The organism is Streptomyces sp. NBC_00210 (assembly GCF_045160975.1).
Taxonomy (GTDB): Bacteria; Actinomycetota; Actinomycetes; order Streptomycetales; family Streptomycetaceae; genus Streptomyces.
This window is the reverse complement of sequence record NZ_CP108120.1, coordinates 5491387-5507574: the sequence shown is the minus strand read 5'-3', so window position 1 is coordinate 5507574 and position 16188 is coordinate 5491387. Positions and strand designations below refer to the sequence as shown.

The 16188-nt window shown below is 70.8% G+C and carries 13 protein-coding genes and 2 tRNA genes; 8 read left to right on the top strand and 7 right to left on the bottom strand.

Going from position 1 to position 16188, the window contains the following annotated elements; translation table 11 throughout:
• Window positions 1-92: 92 nt before the first annotated feature.
• Both OG729_RS24970 and OG729_RS24965 read left to right on the top strand, forming a co-directional pair.
• Window positions 93-1055, top strand: coding sequence for a D-2-hydroxyacid dehydrogenase (locus tag OG729_RS24970; protein ID WP_405808150.1), 963 nt, complete (start codon window positions 93-95; stop codon window positions 1053-1055).
• Window positions 1036-2448 carry an amidase gene (locus tag OG729_RS24965; protein WP_405808149.1) on the top strand — a complete coding sequence of 471 codons (1413 nt, stop codon included), beginning with the start codon at window positions 1036-1038 and terminating at the stop codon, window positions 2446-2448. The genes OG729_RS24970 and OG729_RS24965 overlap by 20 nt, the downstream gene beginning before the upstream one ends.
• Before the next feature lie 232 nt (window positions 2449-2680).
• Here the strand turns inward: OG729_RS24965 and OG729_RS24960 are convergent, their stop codons facing one another.
• A complete protein-coding gene (locus OG729_RS24960; RefSeq protein WP_405808148.1) occupies window positions 2681-3181 on the bottom strand; it encodes a DUF3830 family protein in 501 nt (166 codons plus the stop codon).
• 42 nt (window positions 3182-3223) lie between these two features.
• On the opposite strand from OG729_RS24960, the gene ehuB reads away from it, so the two are divergent.
• The 5 genes from ehuB to OG729_RS24935 all read left to right on the top strand — a co-directional run bounded on the left by ehuB (window position 3224) and on the right by OG729_RS24935 (window position 7124).
• Window positions 3224-4105, top strand: coding sequence for an ectoine/hydroxyectoine ABC transporter substrate-binding protein EhuB (ehuB, locus tag OG729_RS24955; RefSeq protein ID WP_360872540.1), 882 nt, complete (start codon window positions 3224-3226; stop codon window positions 4103-4105).
• On the top strand, window positions 4102-4776 hold the full coding sequence (gene ehuC / locus OG729_RS24950; protein WP_405808147.1) for an ectoine/hydroxyectoine ABC transporter permease subunit EhuC: 675 nt from the start codon (window positions 4102-4104) through the stop codon (window positions 4774-4776). The genes ehuB and ehuC overlap by 4 nt, the downstream gene beginning before the upstream one ends.
• Entirely contained in the window at window positions 4773-5423 is a 651-nt protein-coding gene (gene ehuD / locus OG729_RS24945) for an ectoine/hydroxyectoine ABC transporter permease subunit EhuD (RefSeq protein ID WP_360872546.1), read from the top strand. The genes ehuC and ehuD overlap by 4 nt, the downstream gene beginning before the upstream one ends.
• Window positions 5413-6198, top strand: a complete 786-nt coding sequence (ehuA, locus tag OG729_RS24940) for an ectoine/hydroxyectoine ABC transporter ATP-binding protein EhuA (protein ID WP_360872549.1) — start codon at window positions 5413-5415, stop codon at window positions 6196-6198. The genes ehuD and ehuA overlap by 11 nt, the downstream gene beginning before the upstream one ends.
• A 167-nt stretch (window positions 6199-6365) precedes the next feature.
• Window positions 6366-7124 (top strand): IclR family transcriptional regulator C-terminal domain-containing protein, encoded by a 759-nt coding sequence (locus tag OG729_RS24935; RefSeq protein ID WP_360872552.1) that lies wholly within the window; start codon window positions 6366-6368, stop codon window positions 7122-7124.
• A gap of 110 nt (window positions 7125-7234) precedes the next feature.
• Here OG729_RS24935 and OG729_RS24930 read toward each other — a convergent pair.
• The 6 genes from OG729_RS24930 to OG729_RS24905 all read right to left on the bottom strand — a co-directional run bounded on the left by OG729_RS24930 (window position 7235) and on the right by OG729_RS24905 (window position 15777).
• A tRNA-Lys gene (locus tag OG729_RS24930) sits at window positions 7235-7308 on the bottom strand.
• Between the two features lie 61 nt (window positions 7309-7369).
• Window positions 7370-10513 (bottom strand): amidohydrolase family protein, encoded by a 3144-nt coding sequence (locus tag OG729_RS24925; RefSeq protein WP_405811269.1) that lies wholly within the window; start codon window positions 10511-10513, stop codon window positions 7370-7372.
• Window positions 10514-10685: 172 nt separating this feature from the next.
• Complete coding sequence (locus OG729_RS24920) at window positions 10686-12347, bottom strand: AMP-binding protein (RefSeq protein WP_405808146.1); 1662 nt, start codon at window positions 12345-12347, stop codon at window positions 10686-10688.
• A 26-nt stretch (window positions 12348-12373) separates the two neighbouring features.
• Window positions 12374-12961 carry a lytic polysaccharide monooxygenase auxiliary activity family 9 protein gene (locus OG729_RS24915; RefSeq protein ID WP_360872557.1) on the bottom strand — a complete coding sequence of 196 codons (588 nt, stop codon included), beginning with the start codon at window positions 12959-12961 and terminating at the stop codon, window positions 12374-12376.
• 122 nt (window positions 12962-13083) lie between these two features.
• The gene (locus tag OG729_RS24910; RefSeq protein ID WP_360872560.1) at window positions 13084-14241 is read right to left on the bottom strand and encodes an SPFH domain-containing protein; all 1158 of its coding nucleotides are present in this window, start codon (window positions 14239-14241) and stop codon (window positions 13084-13086) included.
• A 123-nt stretch (window positions 14242-14364) separates the two neighbouring features.
• Window positions 14365-15777 carry a peptidoglycan-binding protein gene (locus OG729_RS24905; protein ID WP_405808145.1) on the bottom strand — a complete coding sequence of 471 codons (1413 nt, stop codon included), beginning with the start codon at window positions 15775-15777 and terminating at the stop codon, window positions 14365-14367.
• A gap of 147 nt (window positions 15778-15924) precedes the next feature.
• On the opposite strand from OG729_RS24905, the gene OG729_RS24900 reads away from it, so the two are divergent.
• Window positions 15925-15998: transfer RNA gene (locus tag OG729_RS24900), tRNA-Lys, on the top strand.
• Window positions 15999-16188 lie beyond the last annotated feature (190 nt).

Sequence of the window (16188 nt, the reverse complement as noted above, 5' to 3'; positions counted from 1 at the left end):
CGGGTGCGAGCGTGGTCAATCCGTACATGTGTCACACTCCCCCGTTGCCCTGTCGGGCACGGGAGGGGCCCCCACGAAACGGCTTCCGCTTGATGTCCGAACCCACCCTTCTCGTACTGTCCGCCGACCCTCCACCCCGCCTCGGACGGCTCGCCGGGCGGGTCCGCGTCCAGTACGCCGACGAGCGGACGCTCGCCGAGCGACTCCCGTACGCAGACGCCCTGTTGGTGTGGGACTTCACCTCCGACGCGGTACGGGCCGCCTGGCCCGGCGGGGGTCCGCGGCCCCGCTGGGTGCACACCCCGAGCGCCGGGGTCGACCGGCTGCTCTGCCCCGAGCTGATCGCCTCCGAGACCGTGGTCACCAACGCCCGCGGAGTCTTCGAGGAGCCGATCGCCGAGTACGTCGCCGGTCTTGTGCTGGCGATGGCGAAGGACCTCCCCGGGACCCTCGAACTGCAGCGTCAGCGGCGCTGGCGGCACCGTGAGGGCCTGCGCGTCGCGGGCACCCGCGCGGCAGTGGTCGGCGCGGGCCCGATCGGCCGGGCCGTGGCCCACACGCTGGAGGCGCTGGGCGTCACCGTCGCGGTGGTCGGCCGCACCGAGCGCTCCGGGATCCATGGCGAGAAGGACCTCGATCCGCTGCTCGCCCGCGCCGACTGGGTCGTGTGCGCGGCGCCGCTCACCGATGCCACGCGCGGCATGTTCGACGCCCGGCGCTTCGCGCTGATGCAGCCGTCGGCCCGGTTCATCAATGTGGGGCGCGGGCCGCTGGTCGTCGAGCACGATCTGGTCTCCGCGCTGAACCGGCGGGTGATCGCGGGTGCGGCCCTCGATGTGTTCAGCTCGGAGCCGCTCACGCCCGACAGCCCGCTCTGGGACGTTCCGGGGCTGATCGTCTCGCCGCACATGAGCGGCGACACCGTCGGCTGGCGCGACCGGCTGGGCGAGCAGTTCGTCGAGTTGTACGAGCTGTGGGAGGCCGGAAAGCCGTTCCCGAACGTGGTCGACAAGAAACGTGGGTACGTCCCCAGTCATGACTGCTCCGCTGACTGACCTCACCGCCCTGACCGCACGTCAACTGCTGGCCGGCTACGAGAGAGGCGAGTTCTCCCCCGTCGACGCGACCCGCGCGGCGCTGGAGCGGATCGAGGCGGTGCAGCCTCTGGTCAACGCCTTCGTGCGGGTCGACGCCGATACGGCGCTGGCCCAGGCACAGGCGTCCGCCGGGCGCTGGCACCGGGGGGAGCCGCAGGGGCTCCTCGACGGCGTGCCGGTCACCGTCAAGGATCTGCTGCTGCAGCGGGGCGGGCCGACCCTGCGCGGCTCCAGGACCGTCCAGGCGGAGGGCAGTTGGGACGAGGACGCGCCCTCCGTCGGCCGGCTGCGGGCACACGGCGCGGTCTTCCTCGGCAAGACGACGACTCCCGAGTTCGGCTGGAAGGGCGTCACCGACTCCCCGCGGCACGGGGTCACGGGCAATCCGTACGACCCGGCACGGACGGCCGGCGGCTCCAGCGGCGGCAGTGCCGCGGCGGTGGCGCTCGGCGCGGGCCCGCTCTCGCTCGGCACGGACGGCGGCGGCTCGGTCCGCATCCCCGCGTCCTTCTGCGGGATCTTCGCGCTGAAGCCGACGTACGGGCGCGTGCCGTTGTACCCGTCCAGCCCCTTCGGGACGCTCTCGCACGTGGGGCCGATGACACGGGACGCCGCGGACGCCGCGCTGCTGCTCGATGTGATCAGCGGCGAGGACTGGCGGGACTGGTCGCATCTGGGCCCGGCGGACGGGGTGCGCGGCACGCTCACCGAGGGCGTCAAGGGGCTGCGGATCGCCTACTCGCCGTCCCTGGGCGGGCAGGTGGCGGTGCGCCCGGCGGTCGCGTCGGCGGTACGGCGGGCGGTGGGGGCACTCGCCGGACTCGGCGCGTACATCGAGGAGTCCGACCCCGATATCGCCGATCCGGTGGAGGCGTTCCACACGCTGTGGTTCAGCGGCGCGGCCAGGCTGCTGCAGCCGCTGGGCGCCCGGCAGCGCGAGCAGCTGGACCCCGGGCTGCGCGAGATCGCCGGGCGCGGCGCGCGGTACAGCGCGCTGGAGTATCTGGCGGCCGTGGACGTCCGGATGGCGCTGGGCCGGCGGATGGGCCGGTTCCACACCTCGTACGACCTGCTGGTCACACCCACCCTGCCGATCACGGCCTTCGAGGCGGGAGCGGAGGTCCCGGCGGGCTCGGGACACCGCCGCTGGACCGGGTGGACGCCGTTCACATACCCCTTCAACATGACCCAGCAGCCCGCGGCGACGGTGCCGTGCGGGGTCGACGAGGACGGGCTGCCGATCGGGGTCCAGCTGATCGGGGCGCGGCACGCGGACGGGCTGGTGCTGCGGGCGGCGCACGCGCTGTACGAGTCGGGCGCGACGACGATCCCGACGCCCACGGTCGGGTAACTGGGGGCAAGCCCCCAGACCCCGGTACGCCCGCTGAGGGCCCCCACGCCCGCAGGGCGTAGGGGGAGTGTCATGAATCGCCGGACGGGCTTGATTGCCCCGCCCGAACTTCGAGCTCGGCCGGGCAAATCAAGCCCCTCCGGCGATTGAGGAGCGGGGGTACGGGGGCGGAGCCCCCGAAAAGAAGCCTCGCCGGCATTGAGGCGCGGGGTCTGGGGCGGAGCCCCAGCTCCTACGCTCGCCGGAAGCTGAGCGTCTCGCCCCGCGCCCCCGCCCGCCACAAGTCCTGGCACGCCTCCGCCATCCCGTCCAGCCCCTCCACCACCGTCCCCCACACAATCCCCGGCACCCACCCCGTATCCCCGTTCAGCAGCAGGTTGTTGCGCTCGTAGAAGAGGGCCAGGTCGACGACGGTCGAGCGGCCGTGGTGCGCGGCCTGCTCGCCGTATCCGTACGACGCCGTGCCCAGCTGCACATCGGAGAAGGTGAAGTAGCAGAGATCGCCCGGAATGGGCGTCACCGTCGGGTTCTCCAGCGGCGGTTCCTGCTCCGCGAAGGCCGGGAACAGGGCATAGATCTCATTTCGGGCGTACTTGGCGTGGTACACGTCCCCTGCCAGCGGCAACGCGTCCCACACAGCCGCACAGGTCTGCGGCGCCTTGTCGTCGAGAAGCAGCGCGGTGCACCGCACGCCGCGCTTGTCGAGGGCTACGGTCACATATCGGTCGGCCATTTCGTACGCATACCCCGCAGGGACCCGGGTAGCCGCGCGCCCATGGCTCGTACTAGAGAGACACCATCGATTCGCAGACGCACACTGCTGCTCGGCAGCACGGCGGCCGGGGCGCTCGGGGCCGCAGCCGCGGCAGGCTGCAGCCGTGTGCCGTCAGGTGATGCGCTGGCCCGGTTGAGATCCGCGCGCACGGTGCGCCTCGGCATCGCGGGCGAGGTGCCCTACGGATATGTCGACGACCAGGGCGAGTTCACCGGCGAGGCCCCTGAACTGGCCCGAGTGATCTTCAAGCGGCTCGGCATCGACCAGGTCCAGCCGGTCGCCACCGACTTCGCCTCGCTCATACCCGGACTGAACTCCCAGCAGTTCGACGTCGTCTCGGCCGGGATGTACATCAACAAGGAGCGCTGCGAGCAGGTCGTCTTCGCCGACCCCGAGTACCAGATGCTCGACTCCTTCATCGTGCGCAAGGGCAATCCGAAGAATCTGCACAGCTACGAGGACGTGGTGAAGGCGAAGGCGAAGTTCGCCACCGGCACCGGCTATGCGGAGATCGACTACGCGGTCGCCGTCGGCTACCCGGAGAAGGACATCGTCATCCTCCAGGACCAGGTGGCGGGGCTGAACGCCGTCGAGTCGGGCCGCGTCGACGTCTTCGCGGGTACCGCGCTCACCACCCGCGAGGTGGTGAAGAAGAGCCGGAAGGCCGAGGCGACCGAGCCGTTCGCGGCCGTCGTCGACGGCAAGAAGAAGATCGACGGCGGGGGCTTCGCCTTCCGCCCCACCGACACCGAGTTGCGCGACGCCTTCAACGTCGAGATCCACAAGATGAAGAAGAGCGGCGAACTCTTCCGCATCCTGCGCAAGTTCGGCTTCACGCAGAACGAGATGACCACGCTCACAGCCAAGGAGCTGTGCCGATGACAGCCGGACTCTGGCAGAACTGGGTACTCCCGGGCATCTGGATCACCGTTCAACTGCTGCTCTACAGCGCGGCGCTGGCCGGATTCGTCGCCTTCGCCGTCGGCATCGCCCGCACCCACCACTCGCGCGTCGTCCGCTTCCTGGCGGGCACCTACACCGAGATCTTCCGCGGCACGTCCGCGCTGATCCTTATGTTCTGGCTGTTCTTCGTGCTGCCGCCGCTGCTGGGCTGGCAGCTGGTCCCGATGTGGGCCGCGGTGCTCGCACTGGGCCTGTCCTACGGCGCGTACGGCGCGGAGATCGTGCGCGGCGCACTGAACTCGGTGGCTCCGGCGCAGCGCGAGGCGGGGATCGCCCTCAGCTTCACGCCCTGGCAGCGGATGCGGCTGATCCTGCTGCCGCAGGCCGTGCCGGAGATGATCCCGCCGTTCTGCAATCTGCTGGTCGAACTGCTCAAGGGCACGGCGCTGGTGTCGCTGCTCGGCGTGGGCGACGTCTCCTTCGCGGCGTACCTGGTGCGGCTCGCGACCCAGGAGAGCGCACAGATCTACACCATCAGCCTGGTCATCTACTTCGTGATCGCGTTCGTCATCACGCGCTCCATGAAGGCACTTGAGAAGAAGGCCAAGACCAATATCGGGGTCGGGGCCCTGGGAGGTGGCGCGAAGTGAACTGGGACTGGTCCGCTGTCGCGGACTTCATGCCGCGCTTCTGGGACGGCGTGCTGGTCACGCTGGAGATCCTGGTGCTCGGCTCGCTGATCTCCTTCACGCTCGGCCTGGTCTGGGCGATCGGGTTCCGGGCGCCGACCCGCTTCGTACGGTGGCCGGTGAACGTCGTCACGGAGTTCATACGCACCACGCCCCTGCTGGTGCAGCTGTTCTTCCTGTACTTCGTACTGCCGGAGTGGGGCGTGCAGTTCTCGGCGCTGACCACCGGCACGATCGCGATCGGGCTGCACTACTCGACGTACACCGCACAGGTCTACCGGGCCGGCATCGACGCCGTGCCGGCCGGTCAGTGGGAGGCGGCGACTGCGCTGAGCCTGCCCGCGCACCGCACCTGGTTCGCGGTGATCCTGCCGCAGGCGGTCCGGCGCATCACGCCGGCGCTCGGCAACTACGTCATCGCGATGCTGAAGGACACACCGCTGGTCGCCGCGATCGGCGTGCTGGAGATGCTGCAGCAGTCCCGGCTGGAGAGCGCCGCGACGTTCCAGTACACCGAGCCGCTGACCGTGATCGGTATCGCCTTCATCCTCATCGCCTACCCGGCTTCCCTTCTTGTACGAGCCCTGGAGCGCCGCCTTGTCCACTGACACCCAGCCCCCCGCCGATGCCGAGACGCCCGACGAGACCCACGAACTGATCCGCTTCGACAACGTCACCAAGCGCTTCGGTGACAACACCGTCCTCGACGACCTCTGCTTCTCGGTACGCCCGGGCAAGCATGTGACGCTGATCGGACCGTCCGGCTCCGGCAAGACCACGATCCTGCGCCTGCTGATGACCCTGACGTCGCCCGACACGGGCACGATCCAGGTGAATGGCAACCGGCTGTTTCCGGCCGCCGAGAAGGAGCGCCGCGAGGCACGCAAGAAGATCGGCATGGTCTTCCAGCAGTTCAATCTGTTCCCCAACATGACCGCTCTGCGGAACATCACCGAGGCCCCGGTGCGGGTCCTCGGCATGTCCAGGGACGAGGCCGAGGAGCGCGCCAAGGAGCTCCTTGAGCTGGTGGGCCTCGGCGACCGCCGCGATGCCAAGCCGACCCAGCTGTCGGGCGGCCAGCAGCAGCGGGTGGCGATCGCCCGCGCGCTGGCGATGCGGCCCCAGGTTCTGCTTCTTGACGAGGTCACGTCGGCACTGGACCCTGAACTGGTCGCCGGGGTACTGGATGTGCTGCGGGACATCGCCCGCTCCACGGACATCACGATGCTGTGCGTCACGCACGAGATGAACTTCGCCCGGGACATCTCCGACGAGGTGCTGATGTTCGACTCCGGGAAGGTCATCGAGTCCGGATCTCCGGAAAAAATCTTCTCCGATCCGGAGCACGAACGTACTCGCGAGTTTCTCAGTGCGGTGCTCTGACCACTCACTCCGAGGCATAGGTGTGACTCTGGCATATGCCAAGAGGATGAGCCCCAGCGTATGACGTTGGGGCTCAGCATCATTCTCGCCAACAGCCGCCCCCGAAACGGCTCTTGGCGGCTATCGTGGTACGGAAGCTTGCGGTCACAACCTGGTAGGGGGAAACCGTGGCGCTGAAGCCTGAGCCCACCGCGCCGTTCCATTCGGTGCAATACGTCTTACGCGTCCTGGAGACGATCTCGAAGCACGGTGGCGGTGTCACCGACGTCCAGGTCGCACGCGAGACAGGGCTGCCGACCGGCCACCTGGCTCCCATGCTGGCGATGCTGCGCCGCGAGGGCTATGTGGAGCAGGTCGCGGACGGCGCATATGTGATCGGCGACTCCCTGATACTGCTCGGCTCGGGAGCCACCCGCCAGCAGGCACTGGAGGCGAAACTCCAGGAGACGCTCACCGAGCTGCGCGACTCGGTCGGCGCTGCGGTCTACATCAGCCGTTATATCGACGGCGAGGTCAAGATCACGCAGTACGCCGACAGTCCGCACGCTCCCAAGGTCAACGAGTGGGTGGACTTCCGCTCGGCGGCGCACGCGAGCGCGGTCGGCAAGTGCCTGCTGACGCAGCTCGATGTCAACGGGCGCCGCGACCACCTCTCGCGCCACAAGATAGCCCGCCTCACCTCGCGCACGATCACCAGCGAGAGGCTGCTCTTCTCCAAGCTGGACGCGCAGCCGCCGACGGTTCCGATGCTGGACCTCCAGGAGTACGCGGTGGGCACGGTCTGCGCGGCGGTGCCGCTGACGGCGGGTTCGGCGGTGGGGTGCCTCGCGCTCTCCATGCCGGTCGAGCACGCCCACCGGCTGCGCTCGGCCGCGGACACACTGAACCGCAGGGCCGCGCCGGTGGTGCTGTCGCTCGCGATCTAGGAGGACGACCCGACGGGTGGCCCGTCGGCCAGGGCCGCACGAAGGCGGACTCAGGCGCACGCAGGCGCACGAAAAAGCCCCTCGCTCTCGCGAGGGGCTTTTTCCGTCTGTGCGCCGCCAGGGACTCGAACCCCGGACCCGCTGATTAAGAGTCAGCTGCTCTAACCAACTGAGCTAGCGGCGCCCGCTGACGTCGTAAATAGTACCTGGTCCCGAGGGGTGCTCCGGCACCCCTGAGGCGTGCTCTACCCGCAGCAGCCGTCCCGGTGCATCAGCTCGCTCACAGCCGCCCAGTGCGGTTCGGCGACGACGACCGCCCGCGCGGAAGGGCGGCTGTACACCGCCTCCAGCGCAGCGCGATCATGGACCCGGCCCCCGATCAGGACGCGGCTCGTCCTGGCCAGATCGTCGAAGTCCGTGAACGGATCACCGTCCACGATCGTCAGGTCCGCCAGCTTGCCCGGCTCCACCGTCCCCAGGTCCCTCTCGGCGCCGAAGGCCCTCGCCGCGTTCGCCGTCGCCGTCAGCAGCGCCTCGGACGGGGAGAAGCCGTACGCGACCAGGGCGCGCAGAGCCAGGTGGAGGTGGAGGCCGACCGGGGTGAGCGGAGTGTCCGTGCCGAGAGCGACGAGACCGCCCGCGGAGCTCACCTGGCGGAGGGTGTCGAACTCGCGGCGCAGCGCGAGGCGTTCGATGTCCGTGGCCGGCTTGCCTGCCCGGTCGCGGATCGCCAGGACGTCCCACGGCGGCATCATCGCGGTCACCCGCGGGTCCTCGACCAGTTCGGGGTTGTCCGCGAGCAGCGTGAACGCGGTGAACGGGGTCTCGATCAAACGGAAGCCGCCGCGCGCGTAGGTCTCGATCGTGTCCTGGTGGGTGAGGCCCCCGGCGGTCGCGCCGTGGCCGTACTCCGCCCGTTCCGTCGCCACCAGGTGGGTGGTGAGGTCCTGGCCGGTCTGGAAGCCCTGCGAGCACAGGTGCGAGCCGGAGCGTACGCCGAGCCGCTCATGGCCGAAGCGCGCTGCCTCCGCCATGATCCAGGCAGGGGCGCGCACGTATGTCTTGACGAAGTCCCAGTCCAGCGCGGCCCCGCGGGCGAGGGAGCGCGCGAGCCCCCGAGGGGTACGGTGCGCGCGGCCCATGCTGTACGCGACGCGGGAACCGTCAAGGAGCTCGCCGGTGGTCAGCAGGCGCGGCCCGTGGAGACGGCCGGCGGTGATGTCCTCGCGCAGCCTGGCCTGTTCGTAGGAGAAACCGGCCAGCGAGACGGTGGTGGTGATTCCGTACGCAAGGGACACGGCAGTCTGGCGGGCGCCGTAGGTGTACTGCCAGGGGTGGGTGTGCGTGTCCCACAGCCCGGGCAGGACCGTCTGCCCGGAGGCATCGACGGTCCGTGCCGCGCGGCGGACAGTGTGGCGGGCGGCGCGGTGCGGTTCGACGGATGCGATACGGCCGTCCCGGATCAGCACATCCACGTCCTCGCGGGGCGCGGAGCCGGTCCCGTCCCAGAAGCGGCCCGCGTGGACGACCGTGTCCACGGCGGCCGGGCGGCGGTAGCCGAGCGCGACCGGGACCGTGCGGGTCGTGCCGTCCAGGTCTCTGAGCCGCAGCCGGGCGCCCGACAGATACAGCAGCCTGCGCGAGTCGGCCGACCAGGTCGGATGGTCGGCCGGCTCATCACTGAGGAGGCGCGGCTCGCCGTCGGGGGTGCCGTCCGGGCGGACCGGCAGCAGCCAGAGCGCGGACTCGCTGACGCAGGCCAGATGGCGGCCGTCCGGGGACCAGACGGGTCCGCTCGCATAACGGTCGGAGAGCGAGACATGCGGCGCGAGCGGGTGGAGCACCGAGCTCCCGGTCGTGGTGTCGACGACGCGGATGAGGTTGTAGCCCTCGCGGAAGCGGAGGTTGAGACGGTTGCGGTCGCAGTAGGCGAGGTAGCGGCCGTCCGGCGACCAGCTGGGCCGCCCCGGCAGCCCGCCCCCGCCCAGGGGCGCGGCGAGCTTCTTCTCCGCACCGCTCGCGAGATCGCGTACGACGAGATTGCCGGCCATGTCGAGGCAGCCGAGGCGGCCGCCGTCCGGGGAGAGCGCGGCATGGGCCCGGCCGCCGGGGGCGAGCACCGTGTCCTTGCCGGTCGCCAGGTCGAGGCGGCGGACGGTGTTGAGGCCGCCGTCGCGGTCGTCGACATACAGCAGCGCCTGGCCGTCGGCGGTCCAGGAGGGCCCCTGGAGGTACGTCGTGGGGGCGGCCTGCAACACCTTGCGCGGCCCCGCGCCGCCCGAAGTGGGGCTGATCCAGAGGGCGTTGAGGGAGACGAAGGCGACCGAGCGGCCGTCCGGGGAGAGCGCGGGGAGGTGGATGCCCCGCACCGGCCGGGTCCCGCGCGGCTCGAAGTCGTACTCCTTGGTGCGATAGCGCGGGCGGGCGACGGGGAGCGTGGCCGAGAAGCCGATCCGCTCGGCCGCCGCCTCCCGGTGCGGCCGCAGGAGTGTGAACCGGCCGTCGACCGTGAGCAGCAGCCGCTCGTCGTCGATCCAGCGCGGGGGCGCGCCCGCGATCTCGCCGTCCACGGCGACGGGTTTCCCGTCCACGACGAGGACGACGTTCTCGTAGCGCGTGGTCGAGCCGACGGCACGCAGCCAGGCCCGCCGCCCGGCCGGGGAGATGGCAGGGGTGAGCAGATTGCCCGGCTCGGTCTCGGCGTGCTCGACGGTGACGGGGCCACCCGCGGCGGGGACGGCGGCGAGGGTGCGGGCCCTGAGTGTCGTGCCGTCGAGCGCTGCCCGTACGAACAGGATGCGGGCGCCGTCCGGGGACCAGACCGGGTCGTAGTCCTCGAAGGGCGTGGCCGGGGTCTCCTGTCCGGGCAGTCCGGTCAGCCGGGTGAGCTCTTCGCTGCGGACATCGACGGTCCAGATGCGGTACGGACTGCCCTTGACCGGGTCGCCGCCGCGCTCGGAGGAGAACACGATGCGGGTGCCGTCCGGCGACCAGGCGGGGGCGCGGTCGTCCCAGGGGCCTTCGGTCAGCTGCCGCAGGCCGGAACCGTCCACGGCCATCGTCCAGATGTGGAACTGGCCGCCCTTGAAGGCGGTCATCGCGACCCGGCGGCCGTCGGGCGAACAGACCGGGCGGCCGGGCTCCAGGTCGGGTGAGGTGAGCGCGGTGGCCGGTGAGCCGTCCGGCGGGATTGACCAGAGGACGTTCTGCACCTCGGCGATGAAACGGCCGCCGGGGGCGGGGGTGGCAGCGCCGTTGGTGGCGGCGGTGAAGTGCAGAGCGACTTCGGCTGTGGGTGCTGCGACGGCCTGTGGGACGTCGAGCGTGCCTGCCGCTCCGGCCGCCAGGGCTGTACCGGCGGCACTCTGCAGAAACTGGCGGCGCGGCATGGACGGCACGGCAGGCTCCCTGTATCGCCTTCTGTAACGGAAGCCTGGGACCTTCCCACCGGCCCCTGTGCCCACTCGGCCGTTACGCCAACTTGCCCTGAAGCAGACGCTCAGGCCGGAAATCAAGCCGTCCGGGGGTCCCTTCGGACGAAGTCTGGGGGAGATTGAGAACTCACCGCCCCAGCAACCCCTCCCGGCCGTGCGCCCCGAACTCCGCCCGCAACCGGGCCCTGTCCCCCTCCGTCAGCACGCAGTACCCCGCCACCCCCCGCGGCCGCCACCACACCTCGCCCCCGTCGAAACCCTCCCTCCGCAGCCCCACCCGGTGGATCTTGTTCGTCGCCGTCACCGGCAGCCGCCTCAGCACGCGCACAAATCGCGGCGCCATCTTCGTGCCCAGATCCGGCTGCGCCGCCAGGAAGTCCTGGAATGCTGCCGGGTCGAACGCGGTCCCCTCCCGCAGCGCCACCGCCGCCATCACCTGGTCGCCCGCCACCGGGTCCGGGACCGCGTAGACCGCGACGCCCGTCGCTGGCGGCCAGCGGGACAGGATGTTCTCGATCACCGCGGCCGCGAGGTTCTCGCTGTCCACCCGCAGCCGGTCGTCGCTTCGGCCGGCGAAGTACAGGAAGCCCTCCGCGTCACGGAAGAACAGGTCGCCGGTCCAGTACCAGCCGCCGCGCGTCCGCGCCGCGTCCGCCTCGGGGTGGCGCCAGTAGCCCTCGAAGGGGTTCGGGCCGCGGTTCACCAACTCCCCTATCGCCAGGTCCCCGTTGACCAGCCGGCCGTCCGCGTCCAGCACCGCCGCTGCCCGTTCCTCGCCCGTGTCGGGGTCGACGACGGCGAGGTCCTCGCCGGCACCCGCCCGGCCGATCGCGCCCGCCGGGGTGTCCGGGGTCCGCTGGATCGCCGCGCCGCCCTCGGAGGAGCCGTAGCCCTCGACCAGGCGCACCCCGAACCGCGCCTCGAAGCGGGCCACGTCCACCGCGCCCGCCTCCGTGCCGAAGCCCAGCCGCAGCCCGTGCTCACGGTCGTCGTCACGCTCGGGCGTGGCCAGCAGATACTGCACCGCCCGGCCCACATAGGTGAAGTACGTCGCGCCGTACTCCCGTACGTCGGAGAGGAAGCGCGACGCGGAGAAGCGCCGCCGCAGTGCCACCGACGCCCCGCCGGCCAGGGCGGGCGCCCAGTTGGCGATCACCGCGTTGCCGTGGAACATCGGCATGCAGATGTAGTGGACGTCGTCGCGCCGTACGCCGAAGTGCGAGACCAGCGACGCGCCCGCAGCCGCCAACCGCCCCTGCGAGCAGATCGCGGCCTTGGGCGCGCCGGTGGACCCGGACGTGAAGTACAGCAGCAGCCGGCTGCCGGGCCCGACCGGACGGAGCGTTGCCTCGCCGGGGGCCGCGGCGGCGTACGGGGCGAGCAGCTCGGCGTAATCGGCGTTGTCGGGATCGGTCACCAGCACCCGGATCCCCGGCAGGTCGAGCCCGTCGAGGAGGGGAAGTCGGGCGCGTTCGGTGACCAGTACCCGGCAGTCGGTGTGCACGATGTCGCGGGCCAGCTCAGCCCCGCGTCTGGTCGGGTTGATGCCCGCCACGGCGGCCCCGGCCAGAGCCGCCGCGCTGAGCCACAGGGGAAACTCCGGGGTGTTGTCGAGCAGCACTCCGAGGTGTGGCTCGGCCCCGCGCGGCACGAGGTCCACGAGGAGCGCGGCCCGTGCGGCGGCGCCGGCGGCCACCTGGTGGTGGCTGAGTACGAGTTCGGACTCCCTCAGCCCCACCCGGTGATCGCCCCACTGGCGCTGTACGAGCTCGGCGACAGTACTCGTCATGGCGCCGCACGGTAACTGACTACCTGTCAGAACTGAACATCCGAGCAGGCATAGAAGGCGTTGGTGGTGTCATTCACGGTCCACACCGCGAGGATCACATGCCGGCCGGACTTCGACGGCAGCGTCCCGGAGTGGCTGAGCGTGGCCGGCGGGCGCTGGCCGTTGTACGGGATCGTCAGGAACGGCTGCGAGTCGAGCGAGGCGCGGGTGAGCTTCTGGCTCGGGTTCCAGCCGTTCTTGGTGATGTAGTACTTGAAGTCGGTCGTCGCATGCATGGCGGTGAACTGCCACCGGAAGGTGTAGTTCTGCCCCGAGGAGACCTTGGTGGTGGGCCAGGTGCCGCCGCGCGGGTCGTCGAGCTGCGAGAAGCGGCTGTTGCCGCCGGCACAGATCGTTCCGTCGGCCGGACCCGCCGCGGGGAAGCCCTTGGGGCCTTCGACGCTCTGGGGTTCGTAGATGATCTCGCCGCAGTTGGCGACCGTGCGGTTGGCGCAGAGCTTCTGGCGGCTGATGGGCGAGTCGGTGTAGCCATGGCTGCTGGCGCTGCCGGTCGCGAGCACGGTGGTGCCCGCCACGACGAGGCCGACCACGGCCGCACTTGTCTTCTTGCGCATGCTTCGCTCCAGGAGAACGTGGGGGAGTTCAGGTGAGCCGTGCTGCACGCGTGCGGGTGGTACGTATTCCGGTCTAGACCAAGTCCCAGAGTATTAACGTAACTTGAACATGTCCAGACCAATCACGTACCTTCCACCGGCCCGGAGCGCCCGGTGTAGAAGGCGACCGTGAGGTCCTTCACCAGAGCCTTGCGTTCGTAGTCGTCAAGCTCCACGAGCCCGCACGCGGTCAGCCGGTGCACCGTGTCGCTCACCGCGTCCACCACCGAAGTCAGCACACTGTCCCGGTGCTTGGCGTCGATCGCCGCGATCCGCCGACGCTGCATCGCGGCCGCCACCTCCGGCGCGTACTCGATCCCCGTCGGCTGCGCCGAGAACACCTCGATCCCCACCGGCGCGCACTCCGCCGACAGCAGCCGGGTGAGCGCGCCGCCGACCGCCTCCGCGTTGCGCAGGGTGGGAGCGTCTTCGTGGAAGGCGTCGGCCGGCAGCTGCGAGAGCACCCGCGCCATGGAAGCCTCGACCTGCTCGCTCAGATAGCTCTCGTGGTCCTCGACGCCGAGCGCGGCCCGCGCGGTGTCCTTGACCCGCCACACCACGAGCACGACGACGCGCAGCGCCGTGCCGTCCGCGTCGACCGCGGGCATCGGCTGGCTGCGCCAGTGCCGCAGCCGTACGTCGACCCGACGGCGCAGCACCAGCGGACTGATCCAGATCAGTCCCGTACGCCGCACGCTCCCCCGGTAGTCGCCGAACAGCGTGAGGACCCAGACGTGTCCGACCCGGCCGCGCCCGAGCCCTCCGAACGCGAACAGCGCCAGGACGACGCCCAGCGTGAGCAGACACCACAGCCCGAATCCGATGCCGACGTACGGATACGAGGTCAGCCCGAACAGCCGCGTCACCGGGCCGGGCACCGCCCCGGCCCCCCACAGCACCGCGCCGATCCCGCCGAGCGCACACGCCCCCGCGACCAGCCCGGTCCAGCCGGGCAGCGCGGCCGCGGCCCGCTCGACCAGATCGGGGTCCCCGGGTGGCGCCGGCCGCGACGGGGCGGCGGCCGGACGCAGCGGCGCGGGCCTGCGCCCGATCCTCGGCTGCTCGCCGGTGCCCTGCCGCCGCGCCACGATGGCGGAGGGCAGGGCGATCGGCTGGGAGTCGTCGTCACGGAAGAGGAGATGCACCGGGATCTCGGTGGTCACTTCCTGGGAGATGACCGGGTGGCGCCGCGGGCCGTCGGACGGCCCGCCGCCGTCCGTCTCCGACGGGGTGGGATTCACTTCGCTTCACCTCGCGAGGGTGTTCGGGATCGAGCAGCGGGGACGGAGTGGAGGGAGCCGGGAGGAAGCAGAGGAGCCGGGCGGCCGGGCGAGGACCCGGGACGGGCAAGGACCCGGGACGGCTCAGCCGAAGAGCCGGCGCCAGGTCTCGGGCCCGGGGAACCCGTTCGCCGCCCCGCCGCGCCAGCCCTGAGCCCGCTGGAAGGCCTCGACATTGCGCCGGACCTCCTCGCCCCAGGCCGGCCCGGGAACCGATGTGTAGTGCTTGCCGTAGCCGCGCTCGACCAACTGACGGCCGAGCCGGGTGATGTACGCATTGGACCGGCCCGGTCGGAAGTACGCGCGGCCCGGGTACGTGGGCACCACCGCGCTCACACCGCCGGGCCCGCCCGCGCCCGCCGCGGGGATGTCCTTGCCCTGCCCGGTCACCAGCAGCCGCCAGGTCTCCGGGCCCGGCCGCCCGTCCGCGTCCCTGCCGCGCCAGCCCTGTGCGAGCTGGAACGCCTCGGTGGCCAGCCGCTCCGCCTCGCCCCACCGCGGCCCCGGCTCCTCGGGGTAGAAGCGCTCGGCGCCGCGCGCGCGAAGCATCTCGCGGAGCTTGGTGACGTACGCGCTCTCCGCGCCGGGACCGAGGGCCGTGCGGCCCGGATAGGCCTCGGCCGAGGCCGCCCCGCCCGGATAAGTCCCGGTCGAGGAAACGGCGCTGACGTCGGCCGTCCCGCCCGGATAGGCCTCGGTCGAGGTCGACCCGCTCGTCAGGGCCGCTCCGGTGAGGCCCTTGTAGCGGTAGGGCAGATAGAGGTCCGAGTTGGTCCAGTAGCCCATGGGTGTGGCCTGCTTACGGGTGTGCGGCTTCACCTGCTCGTATGCGACGTAGTAGGTGTGGGTGTAGTCGGTCCAGCCGCCGAAGATCGTGACGTGCGAACCCTTGGTCGGGTCGTCCGGGTTGTGGAAGAGCAGGATGTCGCCCGGCTGCAGCTGCTCGCGGGTGATCCGGGTGGCGAAGTCCGCGAGGCTTCCGGTCCATTCGTTGCTGCCCAGGTTCCAGGCCATCGAGACATAGCCGGAGCAGTCCTGGCGGTAACCGTCGGACCAGTACTGCTCCATGCTGTACGGGACCTTGGCACTCAGCCATCCCTTGGCGCGGTTGATGATCTGGGCCCGGGTCGTCTTGTTCAGCGGGGCCACGGTGTCGACCGACTCGCCCAACGGCCCGTGCAGCGGTCCGGCGCCGCCCTGCTCGGTGACGCCCTGTTCTTCGGTGCCCCTGCCGGTGCCGGGCCCCGGTTCAGCGGCCCCCCGGTCCACCCGCACGGTCCCGGCCGCCGGGCCGGCGGTGTGGCCGACCGCGCTCGCCGCGTCCACTCCTCCGCCGCCGCCCAGCACCACGCCCGCTGCGGTGAACAGGACGATCGCCCGGCGGCAGCCGTGCGCGGCGGGGTGCTCTCCCGCGGCCAGGGCCCGGCGGTGCTGGACGCACCCGGCGCAGTCGCAGTCGGCGGCTGGTTCGAACTCCTCGAATACCGGCACGGTCATACGTGGCCCCTCGTCACTGTGCTGACTGTCACGTTCGATCGCATTTTGGCGTAATTCAGGTAATAAGAGGCGATTCGACAGGCCGGAACGATCAGATAATGGTCTGGAGCACCCCACACCGTCCGGTAGAGTTCTCCAGGTCAGCAGGCGCCGCTAGCTCAGTTGGTTAGAGCAGCTGACTCTTAATCAGCGGGTCCGGGGTTCGAGTCCCTGGCGGCGCACGCAAAACGAAGGCCCCCTCGCCACGCGCGAGGGGGCCTTCGTCGTACACCCAGACCGCATTCGGTCGTACGTACGGTGATTTTCAGCCGCGCATGCACCCTCAGGCACCCTCCCGCAAGGGTGCCTCAAATCGTGCATATGACCGGTTAACAGTCCTATCCACCCTTGCGATCATGGCGGGGGTCGTAG

Coding starts and splice junctions, on each gene's coding strand:
- OG729_RS24960 (WP_405808148.1), bottom strand. CDS start 3,181: ATGGCCGACCGATATGTGACCGTAGCCCTCGACAAGCGCGGCGTGCGG.
- OG729_RS24965 (WP_405808149.1), top strand. CDS start 1,036: ATGACTGCTCCGCTGACTGACCTCACCGCCCTGACCGCACGTCAACTG.
- OG729_RS24905 (WP_405808145.1), bottom strand. CDS start 15,777: ATGACCGTGCCGGTATTCGAGGAGTTCGAACCAGCCGCCGACTGCGAC.
- OG729_RS24920 (WP_405808146.1), bottom strand. CDS start 12,347: ATGACGAGTACTGTCGCCGAGCTCGTACAGCGCCAGTGGGGCGATCAC.
- OG729_RS24915 (WP_360872557.1), bottom strand. CDS start 12,961: ATGCGCAAGAAGACAAGTGCGGCCGTGGTCGGCCTCGTCGTGGCGGGC.
- OG729_RS24970 (WP_405808150.1), top strand. CDS start 93: ATGTCCGAACCCACCCTTCTCGTACTGTCCGCCGACCCTCCACCCCGC.
- ehuB (WP_360872540.1), top strand. CDS start 3,224: ATGGCTCGTACTAGAGAGACACCATCGATTCGCAGACGCACACTGCTG.
- OG729_RS24925 (WP_405811269.1), bottom strand. CDS start 10,513: ATGCCGCGCCGCCAGTTTCTGCAGAGTGCCGCCGGTACAGCCCTGGCG.
- ehuC (WP_405808147.1), top strand. CDS start 4,102: ATGACAGCCGGACTCTGGCAGAACTGGGTACTCCCGGGCATCTGGATC.